Origin of the sequence: Paenibacillus medicaginis, from assembly GCF_042138635.1 — a bacterium.
GTDB classification, from domain to species: Bacteria; Bacillota; Bacilli; order Paenibacillales; family Paenibacillaceae; genus Paenibacillus; species Paenibacillus medicaginis.
In genome coordinates this window covers 89,059-107,204 of sequence record NZ_JBHIRY010000004.1, presented here as the reverse complement: position 1 = coordinate 107,204, position 18,146 = coordinate 89,059, and the positions used below count along the sequence as shown (strand labels likewise).

The window sequence follows — 18,146 nt, the reverse complement described above, 5'->3', positions numbered from 1 at the left end:
TGATGAGTCAGTCTGCTCATGTGCGATGAAGGAGTATATTCATGAAATTTTTGCAATCCTATCCTAAAGAAGTAAGAGTGTTTTTGATCGCCAGCCTGGTGAATTCAGCCGGAGGCTCTTTGATGTGGCCGCTGATTACGATGTATGTCTTCGACGAGCTTGGACATACGATGAGCGACGCCGGATTTGTCATTTTGATCCAATCGCTCGGCGGCATATTCGGGCAATTGCTCGGAGGAGCGCTATACCACCGGGTGGGCGTGAAGAAGCTTATCGTGGGCTCGCTGGTCATGAACGCGTTTGGGCTTTTTGCGCTGCCTTTTACCAGTCAGTACTGGTTTATTTTCGTAATGGTCATGGGATTTATCGGGTTTTCCAATGCTATGTCCATGCCTGCGATTCAGGCCTTTATCGGCTTCCGGTTTGCCGACCGGCGCGGGGAATTGTTTAACGTGATTTATGTAGCCAATAATATCGGTGTGGCGTTAGGAACGGCTCTGAGCGGTGTCCTGGCTGATTTGTCCTATCACCTGAGCTTTGTGCTGAACGGCCTTACAGCGGCCCTGTTTGCCCTTTTCTTCTTCTCTTATCTTACGAAGGTGGACAAAGAGGAAGGAGAGGTGCATTTGAGCAAGCGCGGCCGCGCTTCCGGGGAGCTGCCGCTGCCTGTGCTGCTGCGGGATATGCGGATTTATCTGTATATAGGCGTAGGGACCTTGTTCCTGTGGTTCGGCAACTCGATCTGGAATAGCGGGGTATCCCCGTTCATCATTGAAGAGGGGATGCCCAAGAGTATGTACGGTCTGCTCTGGACCTTGAACGGCATCTTGATCTTTGCCGCACAGCCGCTCGTGTCCTGGTTGCGGCGCAGCTGGACCGCCACGACATCTTCCCAGTTGATTGGCAGCGGCGTTTTCTACCTTGCCGCCTATATCCTCATGCTGGTTACCCAGAACTATACGGGGATGGTTCTCGCGATGGTGCTGGCAACGATCGGAGAGATGCTGATGTCTCCTGCCATCCCGGCGTTTTTGTCGGAGCACGGAGGCAAGGGGGCCCCGTTCTACATCGGGCTGACCGGCGGGATCGGGGCGGCCGGACGGGTATTCGGCCCTTACGCCATGGGCGTGCTGTACGATCAGGCAGGTCTGGCTCCGGCGGTTTGGCTGGCGGCGGCTACAGCCGTGCTCTGCATCCTGTTCTACATGCTGCATGGCTGGCTGAACCGCAGCCGCGTACAGAACGAACTGGAGGCTGTAAGAATACAATAGATTCAAGCCAAACCTGCAAAAAACGGAAGGATTGATGGATATGACGATTAACCAAGGATGGACTGTGCGTCCTTCGGAACTTAAGGATGCCTCGCAAATTATGGCACTGGATGAGCTTGTGTGGGATGAGCAGACAACTCCGGCTCCGTTGAATAAGAGCTCGCGGGAAGAGTTTCTTCGCCATTCCCCTCCGGGGGCGCAGCTTGTCGCAGTTAAAGAGGGAACGGTGTACGGTTATATCGGGTTCAGGCCTGCTACTTCGCTCCCCAGTAACAGCCATGTACTGGTCATTCATATCGCCGTTCATCCCTCCTGCCAGGGGCAGGGTGTCGGCGGGCTGCTTATGGATGCCATGAAGGAGCTGGCGGCTTCTCAGAGCATCCGCAAGCTCAGCCTTCGGGTCCTGTCATGCAATGAGGGAGCCGTAGCTTTTTATCGTAAGAACGGATTTGTGGAGGAGGGCAAACTTAAGGCTGAATTTTTCATTTCAGGTACCTATATAGACGATATTTTAATGGCCTATGATATGGAGAATAAATACATTTGACTCTTCAATTGATAATCATTATCATTAGATCATAATTGATTATGAGAAATGAGGAGAATTGTGTTGAAACAAGTCGTATTTACACGTAAAAGAACGATGGGCTTCCTCACGGGAATCATCTTGCTTGCATTATTGTTGTCCGCATGCGGACAGGCACAGCCTTCCGCGCAGCCGGAAGGCTCGGACACGAACCAGCCTTCGGCTGAAACGGCGGCAGAGCGTACGGTTACAGATGCCATGGGGCATAAGGTTACGATTCCAGCGAATCCGCAGCGGGTGCTGGCCCCTTATCTGGAGGATCCACTGGTGACGCTGGGTGTGACCCCGGTTGCACAGTGGTCAGTCCAAAACGGCAAGAAGCAGGACTATCTGGAGCAATATTTGAAGGACGTGCCTTTAATGCCGTACGATATGCCCCCGGAGCAGGTCCTGAGCGCCCAGCCTGATCTGATCATTATCAACTCCGAATCGCTGGTGCAAAAAGGGTTATATGAGCAATATTCTGCTATTGCACCTACTTATGTGCTGGGTGATGAAGTTTCCTCCGACTGGAGACAATCACTGCTGAAAATCGGCGAGCTGCTGAACAAGCAGGCGGATGCCGAGAAGGCCGTGGCGGACTATGATGCCAAAGCAGCGGCTGCCAAGGAAGAGCTGCAGGGAGTGGGTGGCGATCAATCTGTGGCCATTTTGTGGCTGACCAAGAAAAGCTTCTATATCGTCGATCCTAAGAAATCAAGCGGAGCCGTAGTATATGGCGATCTTGGGTTGAAGGCTCCCGCTCTAACGGTAGAAGCCGATTCGGATGCATCCTGGACCTCGATCACGCTTGAGAAGCTGCCTGAATTGAATGCAGATCATATCTTTCTCATCAAGAGCGACCAAGGTGCAGGCTCGGAAACGCTGGAGCGTCCAATCTGGAAGGCCCTTCCTGCCGTGCAAAAGGGCCATGTCTACACGATGGAGTCCAAAGGAAGCTGGTTGTACAGTGGGAAAATTGCCAATGAAGCAATGATCGATGACGTATTAAAGGCCATTGTCAAGTAACCCGATACTAAAAGACAAAGAACCTCCGGCTTCACGAATTCGTGAATAACCGGAGGTTCTTTGTTGGTTGAATGTGCTGTTACCGGAGCTGCTTCCATTCCTTCTGCAGCATGCCGTAAACGGCAAGATTGACATAACCTGCAGGCAGCTTCTCAGCTTCACGGATAATGCCTTCAAGCACGAATCCCAAACGCTCGGGAATGCCGCGGCTGCGGCGGTTGTTGGTAGCACAGCGGATTTCGACCCGGTGCAGATCGAGGTCAATCAAGGCATACTCCACAAAAGCGCGGCAGGCACTTGTCATGATGCCTTGTCCCTCATACCCCCGGCCCAGCCAGTAGCCGATGCTCACGGAGCGGCTGTCCCAGTTGATGGGAAAGAGGCTGATGATCCCCGCGAGCTCTTTATTCACCCAAATTCCTGCCGTAAAAGCTCCATTCTCAGCAGTCTCTTTCATAACGTTCTCCACAAATTTCTCGGTGTGGCTGATATCTGTCGCCGAATCAACCCAGGGCAGCCACTCCCGTAGACGGTCGCGCGACATTTCGGTCAACTCGTACAAGGCCTGCACATGCTCCTTCGCAATAGGCCTGAGCACCGTGCGTTCATCCAGTTCGTATGTAAACAAAAGCGATCCCCTCTTCCTCTCCTAAATACTGAGAATAAATGCTGACAGGCCGCAAACAGGCCATAATATTTTATGCTACATGATTCCGGAAGAGTCGTCAAAAGGGCCAAAGATGCGTTTTTTTAGATTATTGAACATTCTGATATGAAGAGGTATATTTAAGGGAAACATGTTTGCGCAGGAGTTATCTGTTAATACTCAAGACAAGCGATTAAACGCACAGAAAGGTTGATATGCGTGGAGAAGCCAAGCACTCCCCCGAATTTTATCAAGACAATCATTGAAGAAGATCTCCGCGGCGGCAAGGTGAAGGAAGTCGTAACCCGTTTCCCGCCGGAGCCGAACGGTTATTTGCATATCGGTCATGCCAAGGCGATCTGGATTGACTTCGCCCTGGCTGACGAGTTTGGCGGACGGACGAATTTGCGCTTTGACGATACGAACCCGGCCAAGGAAGAAGAGGAATACGTTAAGTCCATTCAGGAGGATGTCAAATGGCTCGGCTATGAATGGGAAGACCTGCGTTTTGCCTCCGATTATTTTGAAGAAATGTATGAACGGGCCGTGCTGCTGATCAAGAAAGGCAAGGCCTATGTGGATGACCAAAGTGCGGAGCAAATCCGCGAGACCCGCGGTACGCTGACCGAACCAGGCACGAACAGCCCGTACCGCGACCGCAGTGTAGAGGAGAACCTGAAGCTGTTTGAAGAAATGCGTGCAGGCAAATACCAGAACGGGGAAAAGGTGCTGCGCGCCAAAATCGACATGGCCTCCCCCAACATCAATTTGCGCGACCCGGTATTGTACCGTATCTCGCATACCCATCACCACAATACTGGGGACAAGTGGTGCATCTACCCGATGTATGCTTACGCGCATCCGCTTGAGGATGCCATTGAAGGTGTGACGCATTCTCTCTGTTCACTGGAATTTGAGGATCAGCGCCCGCTGTACGACTGGGTCGTCGCTGAATGCGAAATGGAGCATACGCCGCATCAATATGAATTCGGCCGCTTGAATCTGGCGCAGACGGTGACCAGCAAACGCAAGCTGAAGCTGCTCGTGGATGAGAAGCATGTCGACGGCTGGGACGATCCGCGCATGCCGACCATTTCAGGGCTGCGCCGGCGGGGGTTCACGCCGGAAGCGATCCGCAATTTCGTATTTGAAACCGGTATTTCCAAAGCATATGGTGAGATTGACCTGCCGGTGCTGGAGCACTTCGTGCGTGAGGATCTCAAGCTGAAGTCCCCTCGTACAATGGCGGTCATTGATCCGCTTAAGCTGGTGATCACGAACTATCCTGAAGGCCAGGTGGAAATGCTGGAAGCGGAAAATAACAGCGAAAATCCGGAAATGGGCACACGGCAAATTCCGTTTTCCCGCGAGATCTACATTGAACGCGAGGACTTCATGGAGGACCCGCCGAGCAAATATTTCCGCCTGTTCCCTGGCAATGAGGTGCGGTTGAAGCATGCGTACTTTGTCAAATGCAATGAGGTGATCAAAGACGCGGACGGCCATGTGACGGAGATTCATTGCACCTATGATCCGGAAACGAAGAGCGGAACCGGGTTCACAGGCCGCAAGGTGAAGGGAACGATTCACTGGGTGGAAGCCAGCCAGGCGGTGCCTGCTGAATTCCGTCTTTACGAGCCTCTTATTCAGGCGGAGGATGCGCTGGAGGACGAAGAAGATGGGGGAGAGAAAACCTTCCTGGATCAACTGAACCCGAATTCGCTAGTGATCGCTGAAGGTTTTGTGGAGCCGGACATGAAAGAGGCCAAGCCGCAGGACAAGTTCCAGTTTTTCCGTCACGGATACTTTAACGTGGATCCGAAGTTTTCACAGCCGGGACGTCCAGTATTTAACAGGGTGGTGTCCCTCAAAAGTTCGTTCCAGCTGCCGAAAAAGGGATAAACAGGCTGCAGACATCAATGTATCATAGAATTCAGGCGCTTCAGCCGGGGATCGTAGTACAGGTGCGATACCGGCGGAAGCGTCTATTCTTTGGTTGCCAAAGGAGGAACTATGGATCAGCAAGCTGTATGGGCCATTGTTATTTTTCTGGTCGTATATGCATTAATTATCTCGGAAAAGGTTCATCGTACGGTTCTCGCCATGCTGGGGGCCATTCTGCTCATTGCCACAGGCATTACGGATCAGGAAACGGCGCTTGCGCATATCGATTTCAACACCCTGGGCCTGCTAGTCGGCATGATGATCATCGTCAGTGTTACGGCGGAAACGGGGCTGTTTAATTACCTGGCTGTAAAAGCGGCTAAACTCGCCAAAGGGGAACCGCTACGCATTCTGGCGGTACTCGGGGTGTTGACTGCTTTCGGCTCGGCTTTTCTGGATAATGTGACAACGGTGCTGCTGACCGTACCGGTTACCTTCAGCATTACCAGGCAGCTGCGGGTAAACCCGATGCCGTATCTGATTACGCAAATTTTCGCTTCCAATATAGGGGGGACTGCGACGCTGATCGGCGACCCGCCGAACATCATGATCGGCAGTGCGGTCAAAGAGCTGACGTTCATGGCTTTTATCCAGAACCTGACTCCTGTTGTGGTCATCATTATGGTCGTGCTGATTCCCTTGTTCATGCTTATCTTCCGCAAGCAGCTGCGTACAACGGGGGAGTTGAAGCGGGGAATTATGGAGATGAATGAAGCCGAAATGCTGGGTGACCGCCGGATGCTGGTTAAAAGCACAAGCATGCTGCTGCTGACGGTGGCGGGTTTCTTCCTTCACCAGCTGCTCCATCTGGAGACGGCGACGGTTGCGCTGGCCGGGGCGTTCATCCTGCTGCTCCTTACCGGCGAGTCCATGATGGAGCAGGCTTTTACGCGAGTGGAATGGACAACCCTCTTTTTTTTCATCGGACTTTTCGTGCTGGTCTCCGGGCTGGTGGAAACCGGGGTGATTTCGGCACTGGCCTCCAAGGCCGTTGAGCTTACAGGCGGAGACCTTACGGCGGCCTCCATGCTGATCCTGTGGATGAGTGCGATTGCATCCGCTTTTCTGGATAATATCCCGTTTGTGGCCACCATGATCCCGCTCATTCAGGACATGGGGACGATGGGCATCACCAACCTTGAGCCGCTGTGGTGGAGTCTGGCACTGGGGGCCTGTCTGGGTGGCAACGGCACCCTGATCGGCGCGAGCGCCAATCTGATCGTGGCGGGTCTTGCGGACAAAGAGGGCCATCCGATTACTTTCCTGAAATATTTGAAATATGGCCTGCCGCTTATGCTGCTGACCATAGTGATCTCAACCATATATATCTATGTGCGTTATCTCCTGTAGCTGTCGGGCGATGCGCGTACTCATCAACTGCAATCTGTGAAAAGAAGCACCGGAGATCCTGGGCGGAATCTTCGGTGCTTCATTATTGGCGCGTTAAATGCCATTCTGTGGAACTTGTTTTTTTTCAGCCAGCGGCGGACGATAACCGTACTTGTACAGCATATACCACATCACTCCAAATCCGACTGCTCCCAGCAGGGCCAGCAACACACCCGCTTTATACATCATTTCGCCGCCGAAGCTTTGGAAGAGCCATCCCCCGGCAAAACCTGCCGCAATCCCGGAGATGCCGCTCCACGTAAGCGTATACAGTGCCTGACCGGAAGAACGGTACTCTGCAGGAATGAACAGCATGGTCAGCTGTGTGCCGACATAGAAGTAACCGCCGAACGTAATGCAGTGCAGCGCTTGTATGAGCACGACATCGAGCGGACTGGAGGCGGCCGCCATAAGCTGCCAGCGCAGGGCGAACAACAGGCTGACGAGGGCGAGACAGGCCGTCAGGACCGTCATTTTCCGTTTGAGCCAGCGGTCGAACAGAAGAAAGACGATGACCTCAAAAATGGAGGACATAAACACCGAAAAACCGACCATGCTTTTCGAGCCGCCAAGCTCTGTGATATAAAGGGAGACGAAGGCACTGTTCATGGCATTGGGAATCGATACGAGCACACCGAGAATGATAAAGCTCATAAAATACCCGTTGTTAATGATCCTGCCAAAGCCGCGCAAGCTGACCGGGGGCGTGTCCGGCGCGCTGCGGAGCGGGGGCAGGGCCGCGGCCGCGCCTGCGGCAGCCAGCAGCAGAATGCTGAAAACGACCGCGATGCTGCTTATGCCAAAGTAATCGATAACCGAGCCGGACGCTGCGGCAATCAGCGCCCAGCCGAGCGAGCCCCATAACCGGAAGGACCCGAATTTCCGGCCTGTGCCTTCGATGTAGCTGAGGATCATACTGTTGGTCTGGGCAAAGAGCGGGCTTTGAAAAAAGAAAAACAAAATCATGGATATGTAGATCATGGTGTAGGTGTTCACAAGAAATACGGCTTGCAACAGCAGCAGTGTCCCTGCCATCATTAAAAACAGGGTGCGCCGAATGTTCTGCGTCCGGTCGCTCATATATCCCCAAAAAGGGTTGGCAAACACGGAAACAAACGGGCCGATGGCCATCAGGCTGCCGATTTCGATTTTATCCATCCCGACTTCTTGCAGATACAACGGGAAGAAGCTTGAGAAAATCGCGATGGCCCCATAAATGAAAAAATTGTACATTTTCAGGGAATAGAGTGATGGATTGCTCTTCCTCAAGCGCATACATTCCTTTCTTCAACAGCTGTTAGGGACTCAGGGCAGTTTATCAGAAAAAAGAAAGAGAATCTTTAGATAATGTATCACTGTTTGAAAAGGTTAACAACTCAACTTACGCAGCATGAAATCGGCAAACAGGCTCTGATATCACGGAGTAAAATGGAGATCTACTGCTGGGGTTGACGCTGAATCAAAGCAGACAGCTTTTTGCTAGCTTTCTTGCAAGAAGGGGATTCGCCCCCCTCAGAGTCTAGTAGCCAGAGTGAGTTGGGTGTCTATAGGGGTGGTGCCTCTCCATAGAGCTTTGCACGATTATCCCTTTTGTTCAGAATGTGGGGTTGGGGTTTGGGAGGCCTAGGGGAAGGAATAAAGAGATAAGAGATGCAAAAAAGAGGCAGCTCAAGTGGGATGTTTGGCTCGAAACAGGAACATGTGTTGGTATAATGAAAAAGGAACTTATGTTCGCGGATTATGGATTCGGAGGCGAGCAGACATGGAAGTCCAAGCGGAAACGGAACTTCAACCCTTTAGCCGTCGTTATCACAACGAGCAGGCCTGCATGGAGGCATTGGTTCCCTCAAGCCTGTCGGCTGTATACGCCCTTGCGATGACCTCGAATCGATCTGCTTCTCCATAAGGCACAACCCAAAAAATAATAGACCCATTCGATGGTCCTGAATAGTAACAACAGGCATTTTCGTGCCTGATTTGATCCGTTATTTACTTTAACGTGCCTAAAGTGTATTTTTGGTTCCCGGTTTTCTGTTTTTCTTGACCTGATCCAACGGGATAATCGTGCAAAGCCCCTGAACAGCGAGTCGCATGTCTTGCCACGATCGGTTGGCGGCTTGAATACCAAGCACTAGAAGGGGATTCGGATTCGAATTCCTCAGAACCCAGCAGCGAAAATCAGAAAAGAGGCGAAGCAATTGGAGGTAACAGGTATCGTATTGGCGGGAGGAAAATCGTCGCGTATGGGAACAGACAAGTCGCGGCTGGACCTGGAGGGAATCACCGTCCTGGAGAAAATCGCAGAGGAACTGCATCGGGCTGCCGGACGGGTGATTGCGGCAGGCTGCAATGACGGCGGCGTACCAGCAGGCCTGGAAACAGTTCCCGATCATTATCCCGAACAGGGGCCTCTAGCGGGTCTGCATGCGGGGCTCAAGGCATCGGGAACGGAGTGGAACATCGTATGCGCCTGCGATATGCCACTTGTGAACACGGAGTCGCTGCTGGCTCTGCGGGCGGAGGTGGCGAAGCGATGGATTAAAGAGCAGCAACTGACGGCAGGGGATGGGGCCTGCGATGCAGTGATTCCGGTGATTGGCGGCAGAAGGCAGCCGCTGCTGGCCGCCTATCACCGCCGGGTGCTGCCCGGTCTGGAGGAACGGCTGCAGTCTGGATGGCTGCGAATGCAGGATTGGCTGGATACGATAAACGCAGCGTATGTAGACGGGGAAGCCCTGGCCGCCTCCGGTCCTCGGACAGCGGACAAGGTATTTTTCAATATGAATGAGCCGGACGATTATCGCCAGGTGTGCGCATGGATCCGGGAAGAACAAGGCATCAGGGATCAGGCTTCTGACGTTCAGCCCTGACCAGCCTGCGCATGATCGCGGAGAGGGTGTGAACAAGTGCCAGTAATCAGACATGATACTTATATAGAAGCTCCGATAAATGTCTGTTTTGACCTTGTAAGAGATGTAGAAATACACACAAGAACAACTTCAAAAACGAAAGAAAGAGCAGTGGGTGGTGTGACAAAGGGATTACTAAAAGAGGGAGATACAGTTACATGGGAAGCAACCCACTTTGGGGTTAAACAAAGGTTAACGGCTAAGGTGGTAAAAATGGAAGCTCCCTATAAATTTACGGATGTTATGCTCAAGGGAGCATTTCATTCTTTTACGCACACGCATGAATTTCTGGAACATGGACAAGGAACGATTATGAAGGATACATTTGAATATAAATCACCTCTCGGGATTATGGGAAAAATGGCTGATAAGATGTTCCTTGAAAAATATATGCAGCAATTTATTATAGAGCGGGCCAATGAATTGAAGAAAATTGCGGAAGCCAAGCTGCATATGTCACAGCAGGGGGTGAGCCGATGGAAGCAGCGGATGCTGGACCATTTGCGTCGGACCGGGAATTTCTAGAGCTGCTACATCGTGCCAGACAGAAGGATACGTGGGCCATGCTGGAGCTGCTGCGCCGGTTCGAGCCGGAAGCCGCAGCCCTGGTCCGGCACATTCCCATGGCGAGGGAGGATGCGATGCAGAGCCTGCGGCTGGCCATGCTGGAGCTGTTCACACGGGCGGAGCAGCTCCCGGCTGCGGCTGATCCTCAAGTCCGGCGCCGTGAAGCGGTGACGCGGGCTACAGCCGCTCCACACGGATGTCCCGCTCCAGGCGCAGGACATCCGCGGGTGTGACCCGGCCGGCCATCGCGTGCAGCGCGGCCGCCGTGCCGCAGGCCGCTCCCCGCCGCAGCATGGCGGGGAGGCCAAGGCCCGCCATGTCGCCGGTTACGAGCCCGGCGACCATGGCGTCTCCGCTGCCAAGCGGGCTGACGATGTCAGCCGCGGGCAGCGTCACGCGGTAGCTGGCGGCGGCGGTGGCCGCCAGCGCTCCGTCCGCGCCAAGCGAGACGACGGACAGGCCGGCTCCGGCCTGCACGAGCTTGGCGGCAGCTTCACGCATCGCGTCCGGTCCGCCGCCGGGCGCGATGCCCGCAAAGCGGGCGGCTTCCTCCTCGTTCGGCTTCACCAGGTCGGGCCGCCCGCGCAGCCCTTCCCGGAGCGCCTCGCCGCTGGCGTCGAGCGCCACCCGAGCGCCCTGCGCCTTCGCCAGCTCACAGAGCTCGGCGTACAGCCCCTGCGGGCAGCCGTCAGGCAGGCTGCCGGACAGCACGACCCAGGCGGAATTCGCCGCCAGGAGCTGTATCTTGCCCCGCAGCACGTCCAGTTCATCCTGCCCGATATGGGGACCGCCCTCGATAAGCTCCGTCTGTGTGCCAGCAGCCGGGTCCAGCACTGTAATGGCCAGCCGGGTTTCACCGAGGGCGGCGGTCACGAAATCGGTCGGTATCCCTTCCTGCCGCAGCCCCTCGATGAGCATACGGCCGGTATGGCCTGCCGCAAAGCCCGTCGCTCTTACTGGCACGCCAAGCGTATGTATAACCCGGGCGGCATTAACTCCTTTGCCCCCGGGAACGGTCACGTTTTCTGTAACACGGTGCACCCGGTCAAGGCGGAATCCGGGCACAGTGTAGATTTTATCAATGGCAGCATTCAGTGTTACGGTTGTGATCAAGGCTTCTTTCCCCCTGTTTCTGCGGCCGTCGGAAGTTAGGATATCAGCTTCAGTCCGGCGGCGGCAGCCAAAATCATTGCGATAAACAGCATTCTTTTCCAGTCCCTGTCCTCACCATACATGAGCATGCCAGCCACGGTGCTGCCGACGGTGCCGATCCCTGTCCATACAGCGTAAGCCGTGCCCATCGGAAGGTACTGCATCGCATAACTGAGCAGCGAAAAGCTGATCAGGAACGAGAGGCCCATCAGGGCGAAGGAGCGCCAGCCCTTGCCGAGGGTAATGCCTTTCATGCCGATGACGCCCAGCACCTCGGAGCCGCCTGCAAGGATTAATGCGAACCAGGCCATCAGGCGTTCCCCCTTTCACGTGCCCCTGAGTCGGTCACAAGCTTCAGGCCGACCACCCCGGCAAGCAGCACTGCGGTCAGGAGCACCTTCACCCAGTTAAAGGGCTCGCCGAACACCAGCATTTCGGCCGCAACCGTTCCGGCGGTGCCGAGTCCCGTAAAGACGGCGTATACCGTGCCCACCGGCAGGCGTCTGGCCGCCTGTATAATCAAATAAAAGCTGGCTCCAATAGCCAGTACGGTGATGATCCATTCTATCGGTGTGGCGGCATGCTTGAGACCGGACACCCATACGACCTCTATGATACCTCCCCAAATAACGTACAACCAGCTGCGGTTCATTTTATCTCCTTCTCCTTTAAGCAATTTATACCCTTCCAGAATATCGGCCAGGCAGCATGGACACGTCTGCGGTATTTCTCCGGACCGACGAACAGCAGCTCCACGGCCGTGCCGTCAACGAGTGTAATGTAAGCCAGCGCAGTGCTGTCCGCCTCAGCAGTGCTGCATTCCTCCAGCCGGCGCAAAAGCCGTGCCAGCATCCGCTCCAGCCGCTCCAGAAACGGACAAACGATATCCATCACTTCATCACACAGCGCTGGCGGCGGGAAAAAGCACATCCGCAGTACCAGCTTCGCCGTGCTGCTGCTCTCGTACTCCTTTTCCAACCAGTCAAAAAAATCTCTCAACAGCGCCTCGGTGCCAGCATTGCGGCAGTCGGCAAAATAGCCAAAAATTCTGCGCGACTCCAGATGGAACGCGTGCACAACCACCTTCAGAAACAGATCCTCCTTGCTCTTGAAATGCGCATACAGCGAAGGCTTGCGGATGCCCACCTCTTCAGCGATGCTGCCGAGAGAGGCGCCTTCGTAGCCATACTTTGCAAAATGGGACAGAGCGACATCCCTTATATGTTCCATACGCACTGCATTTATTCACCTACCTAACGATCGTTAGTTTATACTCTCACAGTCCATGTAATATGTCAAAGGACAGAGAAGTCCAGCCAAAATTGAACTCATCCGCATACTGTCTGACGTTATATTTTGAATTGTAAACAGGGTCCGATATACTATCTAAATAGGGAACTTCGGAATGGGGAAAAGAGATAACTACGATAGTTAAATAAATGAGACAAGGGAGCTTTACATGAGTGATCAAACCAATGAAAACCGGCGCGAAGTTAAGGAAGGCGACTCGCTGCTGCCCGCAGGGCGGACCGGGGAACGGAAAATAGAGCATGTGCGCTTGTGCCTGGAAGAGGACGTAGCTGGACGGGGCATCACCAGCGGCCTGGAGCGGTATGCGTTCAAGCATAATCCGCTGCCTGAGCTTGATTTTGCGTCCATTCGTCTGGACAACATCTTCCTTGGGCGGGCTGTGCGGACACCGCTGCTGATCAGCTCGATGACAGGGGGGAGCGTGGAAACGGGGAGAATTAATGAGCGGCTTGCGTCCGCCGCCGAAGCCAGGGGCTGGACGCTTGGTGTTGGATCGGTGCGAGCGGCCGTGGAAAAAGAGGAATTGGCCGCAACCTTTAATGTCCGCCGCCATGCCTCCAATATCACGGTGATCGCCAATCTCGGGGCAGTGCAGCTCAATTACGGATATGATGAAGAAATATGCCGCCGTGCTGTGGACATTGCGGGTGCGGATATGCTCGTTCTTCATCTGAATGGAATCCAGGAAGTGTTCCAGCCTGAGGGGGATACAAATTTCTCCGGGCTACTGAAGCTGATAGAGCACGTATGCCGGACGCTCTCCGTTCCCGTGGGCGTGAAAGAGGTTGGCTGGGGCATCGACGGTGAGACTGCTTCGAGGCTGTACTCTGCCGGGGTGGCGTTCATCGACGTGGCCGGCTCGGGCGGGACAAGCTGGAGCCAGGTCGAGAAATACCGTAACCCCGATCCGGTCAAACGGGCGGCGGCCGAGGCCTTCGCGGATTGGGGCAACCCGACTGCGGAATGTATTGCAGAAGTAAGCGCGCTTGAAAGCAAGGGAGCCATCATCGGCAGCGGTGGGCTGCAGAGCGGCGTGGATGCCGCCAAGGCCCTTGCTCTCGGAGCGGATTTGGCGGGCTTCGGGCGCTCCTTGCTCGGTTCGGCCGTTGCTTCGGAACAGGCGCTGCACGACAGGCTGGCCCAGGTCGAGATGGAGCTGCGGACGGTCATGTTCGGAATCGGAGCGGGGAATGTGGAGGCACTGCGGAACACGCCACGGCTGCGGCGCAGATCATTTTAGTGCATATAAGATAGCATCCGTATTATACTGAAGGAATTCAAGAAGGACGTCCTGCGGCCTTCACAATCCGATACTGGAGGGGATGGGGCCAATGATCTCACTTATACCGATGAGTCCCGAGCAATTCGAGCGTTTTGAGCAATGGCTGATCAAGGATTTCGCTGAGGATAAAATAAAGGCAGGAGCCTGGACGGCAGAGGAAGCACTGCAGCGCTCTCAAGAAAGCATAAGAAAATTTATTCCATTAGGTCTGACAACACCTGATGCTTATTTATATGCCATCGTCCTCAGTGAAGACAGCAAAGAGTTGCATATCGGAAATCTCTGGTTTAATATCACGCAACATACTTGGGGAGCAGAAGCTTTTCTGCTGGAAATTACGATCTTTGAGCAGTACCGGGGCAAGGGTTATGGCAAACAAACGATGGCTGTGCTGGATGAAAAGGCCCGCCGGGCCGGCGCTTCCCGCATCGGCTTGCATGTGTTCGGACACAATGAGAGGGCGCTGCATTTGTACAAAAGTGCGGGTTATGCCGTTACGGATATCCAGATGAGCAAAGAACTTTAACGCGTGAACAGATGTGAAACAGATGTGCTTCTCCGGTTGCCGCCTGTGGCGGTTGTCATATATAATGTGGGTTGGTGTAACTGTGACAAGAATGGAGTTTACATCAAGCCAAACTATCGCTAAGCGCGGTCTGTCTTCTGTGAATGTGCGTCGATAGACGTTTTTCTTATTTCATATAAACGGGAGTTGTTCTTACTATGGCTTTAAAAGCAGGAATCGTCGGACTGCCGAATGTCGGCAAATCGACGCTGTTCAACGCGATCACACAGGCCGGCGCCGAATCCGCCAACTATCCTTTTTGCACGATTGATCCGAATGTCGGCGTGGTTGAGGTTCCGGACGAGCGTCTTGATAAATTGACAGAGATGGTCGTGCCGAATAAAACGGTGCCGACGGCCTTCGAATTCGTGGATATTGCCGGTCTGGTGCGCGGCGCGAGCAAGGGAGAGGGCCTGGGCAACAAGTTTTTGGCCCATATCCGCGAGGTGGATGCGATCGTGCATGTCGTCCGTTGCTTCGAGGATGAGAATATTACGCATGTCGACGGCAAGGTGGACCCGGTCAGCGATATACAAACCATTAATCTGGAGCTGATTCTTGCTGACCTGGAGAGCGTGGACAAACGGCTTGAACGGTCCCGCAAAAACACAAAGGGCGGCAACAAGGCTGCCATGCAGGAAGTGGAAGTGCTGGAGCGTCTCAAGGAAACGCTGTACAATGACAAGCCGGCGCGCAGTCTGGAGCTGACGGATGATGAGAAGCTGCTGGTTCGCGATCTGCATCTGCTGACCATGAAGCCGGTGTTGTATGCGGCTAATGTCAGTGAGGATGGCGTGACGGATGCAGACAGCAATCCATATGTTCAGCAGGTCCGCGAGTTTGCGGCAGGCGAGAATGCCGAGGTTGTGCCGATCAGCGCCAAAGTGGAAGCTGAAATCGCCGAGCTTGAGGGTGAGGACAAGGCCATGTTCCTGGAGGAGCTGGGACTGGAAGAGTCGGGGCTCAACCGTCTCATCAAGGCGGCATACCGCCTGCTTGGACTGTACACTTACTTCACGGCCGGGGTGCAGGAGGTGCGCGCGTGGACGATCCGCAAGGGCACGAAGGCTCCGGGTGCGGCAGGCGTAATCCACAGCGATTTCGAGCGCGGTTTCATCCGTGCGGAAGTCGTGTCTTATGACGATCTGGTGGCGGCGGGTTCCATGAACGGGGCCAAAGAACGCGGCCAGCTGCGTCTGGAAGGAAAGGAATATGTCGTGCAGGACGGCGACATCATGCACTTCCGCTTTAACGTTTAATCCAAATCATGCAGGGGGACGAAAGCTTCATATCCCTTGCCTTCTGGCGGTCGCAGCCGGGCAGCGAGCCCCGGGCGGCCGCTTTTTTTGCAGTATGATTCCGAAGCTGAGGCATGTATTGAAGTAACCTGCATAATTTTCTGGAAACGCGGATTTGCCAGTAGTTATTGATATGTTAAGATGATATAATCAAATGTTGAAAAGATAGTGATTGTATAAAAATATAGATATGAAACTTTGATGAATAAAGAGGTGAATTCCCTTGTTGGATCGACTGCAATCTTTAGTGGACCGCTATGAGAAGTTGAGCGAACTGCTTTGTGATCCGGATGTGGCAAATGACAGCAAGAAGCTGAGGGACTATTCCAAAGAACAATCTGATCTGCAGCCCGCCTACGAGGCTTATACAGAATATAAAACAGTGACGGAAGAGCTGGATGCCGCCAAAGCGATGCTGGCTGAAAAGCTTGATGACGAGATGCGCGACATGGTCAAGATGGAAATTGAGGAGCTTTCCGCCCGCAAGCAGGAGTTGGAAGAGAAAATTCGCGTGCTGCTGCTGCCTAAGGATCCGAATGATGACAAGAACGTGATCGTGGAGATTCGCGGCGCGGCCGGCGGGGATGAAGCGGCCCTGTTCGCGGCTGATCTCTATCGCATGTATACCCGTTACGCGGATACCCAGGGCTGGCGTGTGGAGCTGATGGATGCGAATATGAACGATCTTGGCGGCTTTAAAGAGGTTACGTTCATGGTCAACGGCCGCGGGGCGTACAGCAAGCTTAAATTCGAGAGCGGCGCGCACCGGGTACAGCGGATTCCGACCACGGAGTCAGGCGGCCGTATTCACACGTCCACGTCTACGGTAGCGGTGATGCCTGAGGCGGAAGAAGTGGATATTGAAATTCTCGACAAGGATATCCGTGTCGACACCTTCTGCTCCAGCGGTGCCGGCGGACAGTCGGTGAACACAACCAAATCCGCTGTGCGCGTAACCCATATTCCTACCGGCATTGTGGCGACCTGCCAGGATGGCAAATCACAGAACTCCAACAAAGAGAAGGCGTTGCAGGTGCTGCGTGCCCGCATTTATGATATGATGCGCCAGGAAGAGGAAGCCAAGTATGCAGGCGAACGCAAGAGCAAGGTGGGTACAGGTGACCGCAGCGAACGGATTCGCACGTATAACTTCCCGCAAAGCCGTGTAACCGACCACCGGATTGGTCTGACGATGCATAAGCTTGACCAGGTCATGAACGGCGAAATCGAAGAGATCGTATCGGCGCTGACCATTGCGGAGCAGACCGATTTGATGGCACAAGAGGTATAAAGCTTTGGCACGCGCGATTTATCGGATGTCACCGGGCCGGAGTATCAGAGAAGCCTTATCTGGGGCTTCTTCTTTTTTGGCGGCTGTTGGTGTGATGGAGCCGCAGCATAACGCGCGGCTGCTGCTGGAGCATGTGCTTGGACTGGAAGGGACAGCGTTCTATGCTGAACTGGGTCAGCCCTTTCCAGCAGAACGTGCGGCAGATTGGGAGGCGGTAGTGAACCGCAAGGCGGCGGGAGAGCCGGCACAGTATATTATCGGCTCCCAGGAGTTTTACGGCCGCCCCTTCAGCGTGACTCCGGCGGTGCTGATTCCCCGTCCGGAGACAGAACTGCTCGTGGAGGCCATCCTGCAGCACGGAGACCGGCTGTGGCCGGGAGGCACGCCGCATGCCCTGGACATCGGCGCCGGCAGCGGCGCGATCTCCGTAACACTGGCGGCCGAGAGAACCCGCTGGCGGGTGTCGGCCGGGGATATTTCGGCGGCCGCACTGTCAGTGGCGGCGCGGAATGCGGAGGCGAACGGCACCACCGTGGATCTGCGCGAAGGCGACTTGCTGCTGCCCTTCGCCGGGGAGATGGTGGACATTCTGGTATCGAACCCTCCATATATTCCCGCTGCAGACATCGAAGGGCTGCAGTCGGAGGTGCGCGATCATGAGCCGCGCACGGCGCTGGATGGCGGCCAGGATGGTCTTGATCCGTACAGGGCGATGATGGGCCAGCTGCCGCTGCTGGCGGCAGCGCCGCGCTTGATCGGCTTCGAGCTGGGCATGGGGCAGGCGCGTGAGGTGGCCGGTCTCCTGAAGGAGGCAGGTCATTGGAGCCGCATTGTCATCGTGCCTGATCTTGCGGGTATTGAACGGCATGTCCTGGGAATAGCGGAATGAGCTGCATTTTATTTTTGACCGCCGATCCTATACAATGA

20 protein-coding genes are annotated in these 18,146 nt (G+C 54.4%); 14 read left to right on the top strand and 6 right to left on the bottom strand.

Translation table 11 applies throughout. The features are described 5' to 3' along the window. Positions 1 to 41 precede the first annotated feature (41 nt). From ACE5LO_RS06025 to ACE5LO_RS06015, 3 genes are all read left to right on the top strand, one after another. Positions 42 to 1,271, top strand: a complete 1,230-nt coding sequence (locus ACE5LO_RS06025) for an MFS transporter (protein WP_375519124.1) — start codon at positions 42 to 44, stop codon at positions 1,269 to 1,271. A gap of 40 nt (positions 1,272 to 1,311) precedes the next feature. Next, complete coding sequence (locus ACE5LO_RS06020) at positions 1,312 to 1,818, top strand: GNAT family N-acetyltransferase (RefSeq protein ID WP_375519123.1); 507 nt, start codon at positions 1,312 to 1,314, stop codon at positions 1,816 to 1,818. A 63-nt stretch (positions 1,819 to 1,881) separates the two neighbouring features. Beyond that, positions 1,882 to 2,865: an ABC transporter substrate-binding protein gene (locus tag ACE5LO_RS06015; protein ID WP_375519122.1), complete on the top strand. Its 984-nt coding sequence runs from the start codon at positions 1,882 to 1,884 to the stop codon at positions 2,863 to 2,865. Between the two features lie 79 nt (positions 2,866 to 2,944). Here ACE5LO_RS06015 and ACE5LO_RS06010 read toward each other — a convergent pair whose 3' ends face one another. After that, positions 2,945 to 3,493 (bottom strand): GNAT family N-acetyltransferase, encoded by a 549-nt coding sequence (locus ACE5LO_RS06010; protein ID WP_375519121.1) that lies wholly within the window; start codon positions 3,491 to 3,493, stop codon positions 2,945 to 2,947. Between the two features lie 237 nt (positions 3,494 to 3,730). Here ACE5LO_RS06010 and ACE5LO_RS06005 point away from each other — a divergent pair, with 237 nt between their 5' ends. Together ACE5LO_RS06005 and ACE5LO_RS06000 are read left to right on the top strand one after the other, a co-directional pair. Then, on the top strand, positions 3,731 to 5,413 hold the full coding sequence (locus ACE5LO_RS06005; protein WP_375519120.1) for a glutamine--tRNA ligase/YqeY domain fusion protein: 1,683 nt from the start codon (positions 3,731 to 3,733) through the stop codon (positions 5,411 to 5,413). 111 nt (positions 5,414 to 5,524) lie between these two features. Then, positions 5,525 to 6,805, top strand: coding sequence for an ArsB/NhaD family transporter (locus ACE5LO_RS06000; RefSeq protein WP_375519119.1), 1,281 nt, complete (start codon positions 5,525 to 5,527; stop codon positions 6,803 to 6,805). Positions 6,806 to 6,898: 93 nt separating this feature from the next. Here the strand turns inward: ACE5LO_RS06000 and ACE5LO_RS05995 are convergent, their stop codons facing one another. Next, the gene (locus ACE5LO_RS05995) at positions 6,899 to 8,119 is read right to left on the bottom strand and encodes an MFS transporter (protein ID WP_375519118.1); all 1,221 of its coding nucleotides are present in this window, start codon (positions 8,117 to 8,119) and stop codon (positions 6,899 to 6,901) included. A 487-nt stretch (positions 8,120 to 8,606) separates the two neighbouring features. Between ACE5LO_RS05995 and ACE5LO_RS05990 the strand changes: the two genes are divergently transcribed. From ACE5LO_RS05990 to ACE5LO_RS05975, 4 genes are all read left to right on the top strand, one after another. Continuing rightward, on the top strand, positions 8,607 to 8,750 hold the full coding sequence (locus ACE5LO_RS05990; RefSeq protein ID WP_375519117.1) for a hypothetical protein: 144 nt from the start codon (positions 8,607 to 8,609) through the stop codon (positions 8,748 to 8,750). 292 nt (positions 8,751 to 9,042) lie between these two features. Then, positions 9,043 to 9,714, top strand: a complete 672-nt coding sequence (gene mobA / locus ACE5LO_RS05985; RefSeq protein WP_375519116.1) for a molybdenum cofactor guanylyltransferase — start codon at positions 9,043 to 9,045, stop codon at positions 9,712 to 9,714. 36 nt (positions 9,715 to 9,750) lie between these two features. Next, the gene (locus ACE5LO_RS05980; protein WP_375519115.1) at positions 9,751 to 10,278 is read left to right on the top strand and encodes an SRPBCC family protein; all 528 of its coding nucleotides are present in this window, start codon (positions 9,751 to 9,753) and stop codon (positions 10,276 to 10,278) included. Further along, a complete protein-coding gene (locus ACE5LO_RS05975) occupies positions 10,230 to 10,553 on the top strand; it encodes a hypothetical protein (protein WP_375519114.1) in 324 nt (107 codons plus the stop codon). Before ACE5LO_RS05980 ends, ACE5LO_RS05975 begins: the two co-directional genes overlap by 49 nt. Here ACE5LO_RS05975 and ACE5LO_RS05970 read toward each other — a convergent pair. From ACE5LO_RS05970 to ACE5LO_RS05955, 4 genes are read right to left on the bottom strand one after another with little or no spacing between them, the layout of a single operon-like run. Continuing rightward, positions 10,498 to 11,433 (bottom strand): 1-phosphofructokinase family hexose kinase, encoded by a 936-nt coding sequence (locus ACE5LO_RS05970; protein ID WP_375519113.1) that lies wholly within the window; start codon positions 11,431 to 11,433, stop codon positions 10,498 to 10,500. The two genes, ACE5LO_RS05975 and ACE5LO_RS05970, sit on opposite strands and share 56 nt — an antisense overlap. Before the next feature lie 35 nt (positions 11,434 to 11,468). Further along, positions 11,469 to 11,783: a DMT family transporter gene (locus tag ACE5LO_RS05965; protein WP_375519112.1), complete on the bottom strand. Its 315-nt coding sequence runs from the start codon at positions 11,781 to 11,783 to the stop codon at positions 11,469 to 11,471. Then, positions 11,783 to 12,124, bottom strand: coding sequence for a DMT family transporter (locus ACE5LO_RS05960; protein WP_375519111.1), 342 nt, complete (start codon positions 12,122 to 12,124; stop codon positions 11,783 to 11,785). Before ACE5LO_RS05960 ends, ACE5LO_RS05965 begins: the two co-directional genes overlap by 1 nt. Beyond that, complete coding sequence (locus ACE5LO_RS05955; protein ID WP_375519292.1) at positions 12,121 to 12,702, bottom strand: TetR/AcrR family transcriptional regulator; 582 nt, start codon at positions 12,700 to 12,702, stop codon at positions 12,121 to 12,123. The genes ACE5LO_RS05960 and ACE5LO_RS05955 overlap by 4 nt, the downstream gene beginning before the upstream one ends. Before the next feature lie 229 nt (positions 12,703 to 12,931). On the opposite strand from ACE5LO_RS05955, the gene fni reads away from it, so the two are divergent. From fni to prmC, 5 genes are all read left to right on the top strand, one after another. After that, entirely contained in the window at positions 12,932 to 14,023 is a 1,092-nt protein-coding gene (gene fni, locus ACE5LO_RS05950; protein ID WP_375519110.1) for a type 2 isopentenyl-diphosphate Delta-isomerase, read from the top strand. Between the two features lie 91 nt (positions 14,024 to 14,114). Further along, positions 14,115 to 14,591 carry a GNAT family N-acetyltransferase gene (locus ACE5LO_RS05945; RefSeq protein ID WP_375519109.1) on the top strand — a complete coding sequence of 159 codons (477 nt, stop codon included), beginning with the start codon at positions 14,115 to 14,117 and terminating at the stop codon, positions 14,589 to 14,591. Between the two features lie 197 nt (positions 14,592 to 14,788). Further along, a complete protein-coding gene (ychF, locus tag ACE5LO_RS05940) occupies positions 14,789 to 15,889 on the top strand; it encodes a redox-regulated ATPase YchF (protein WP_375354678.1) in 1,101 nt (366 codons plus the stop codon). 262 nt (positions 15,890 to 16,151) lie between these two features. Further along, entirely contained in the window at positions 16,152 to 17,219 is a 1,068-nt protein-coding gene (gene prfA / locus ACE5LO_RS05935; RefSeq protein ID WP_375519108.1) for a peptide chain release factor 1, read from the top strand. A 25-nt stretch (positions 17,220 to 17,244) separates the two neighbouring features. Next, positions 17,245 to 18,108, top strand: coding sequence for a peptide chain release factor N(5)-glutamine methyltransferase (gene prmC, locus ACE5LO_RS05930; protein WP_375519291.1), 864 nt, complete (start codon positions 17,245 to 17,247; stop codon positions 18,106 to 18,108). The last annotated feature ends 38 nt before the right edge of the window (positions 18,109 to 18,146 follow it).

What these genes read in the sequence shown, in the direction of transcription:
- ACE5LO_RS05960 (WP_375519111.1), bottom strand. Translation starts at nt 12,124, where the DNA reads ATGAACCGCAGCTGGTTGTACGTTATTTGGGGAGGTATCATAGAGGTC.
- ACE5LO_RS06020 (WP_375519123.1), top strand. Translation starts at nt 1,312, where the DNA reads ATGACGATTAACCAAGGATGGACTGTGCGTCCTTCGGAACTTAAGGAT.
- ychF (WP_375354678.1), top strand. Translation starts at nt 14,789, where the DNA reads ATGGCTTTAAAAGCAGGAATCGTCGGACTGCCGAATGTCGGCAAATCG.
- ACE5LO_RS05965 (WP_375519112.1), bottom strand. Translation starts at nt 11,783, where the DNA reads ATGGCCTGGTTCGCATTAATCCTTGCAGGCGGCTCCGAGGTGCTGGGC.
- ACE5LO_RS06025 (WP_375519124.1), top strand. Translation starts at nt 42, where the DNA reads ATGAAATTTTTGCAATCCTATCCTAAAGAAGTAAGAGTGTTTTTGATC.
- ACE5LO_RS06000 (WP_375519119.1), top strand. Translation starts at nt 5,525, where the DNA reads ATGGATCAGCAAGCTGTATGGGCCATTGTTATTTTTCTGGTCGTATAT.
- fni (WP_375519110.1), top strand. Translation starts at nt 12,932, where the DNA reads ATGAGTGATCAAACCAATGAAAACCGGCGCGAAGTTAAGGAAGGCGAC.
- ACE5LO_RS05995 (WP_375519118.1), bottom strand. Translation starts at nt 8,119, where the DNA reads ATGCGCTTGAGGAAGAGCAATCCATCACTCTATTCCCTGAAAATGTAC.
- ACE5LO_RS05975 (WP_375519114.1), top strand. Translation starts at nt 10,230, where the DNA reads ATGGAAGCAGCGGATGCTGGACCATTTGCGTCGGACCGGGAATTTCTA.
- ACE5LO_RS05990 (WP_375519117.1), top strand. Translation starts at nt 8,607, where the DNA reads ATGGAAGTCCAAGCGGAAACGGAACTTCAACCCTTTAGCCGTCGTTAT.
- ACE5LO_RS05945 (WP_375519109.1), top strand. Translation starts at nt 14,115, where the DNA reads ATGATCTCACTTATACCGATGAGTCCCGAGCAATTCGAGCGTTTTGAG.
- prmC (WP_375519291.1), top strand. Translation starts at nt 17,245, where the DNA reads ATGTCACCGGGCCGGAGTATCAGAGAAGCCTTATCTGGGGCTTCTTCT.
- ACE5LO_RS05955 (WP_375519292.1), bottom strand. Translation starts at nt 12,702, where the DNA reads ATGGAACATATAAGGGATGTCGCTCTGTCCCATTTTGCAAAGTATGGC.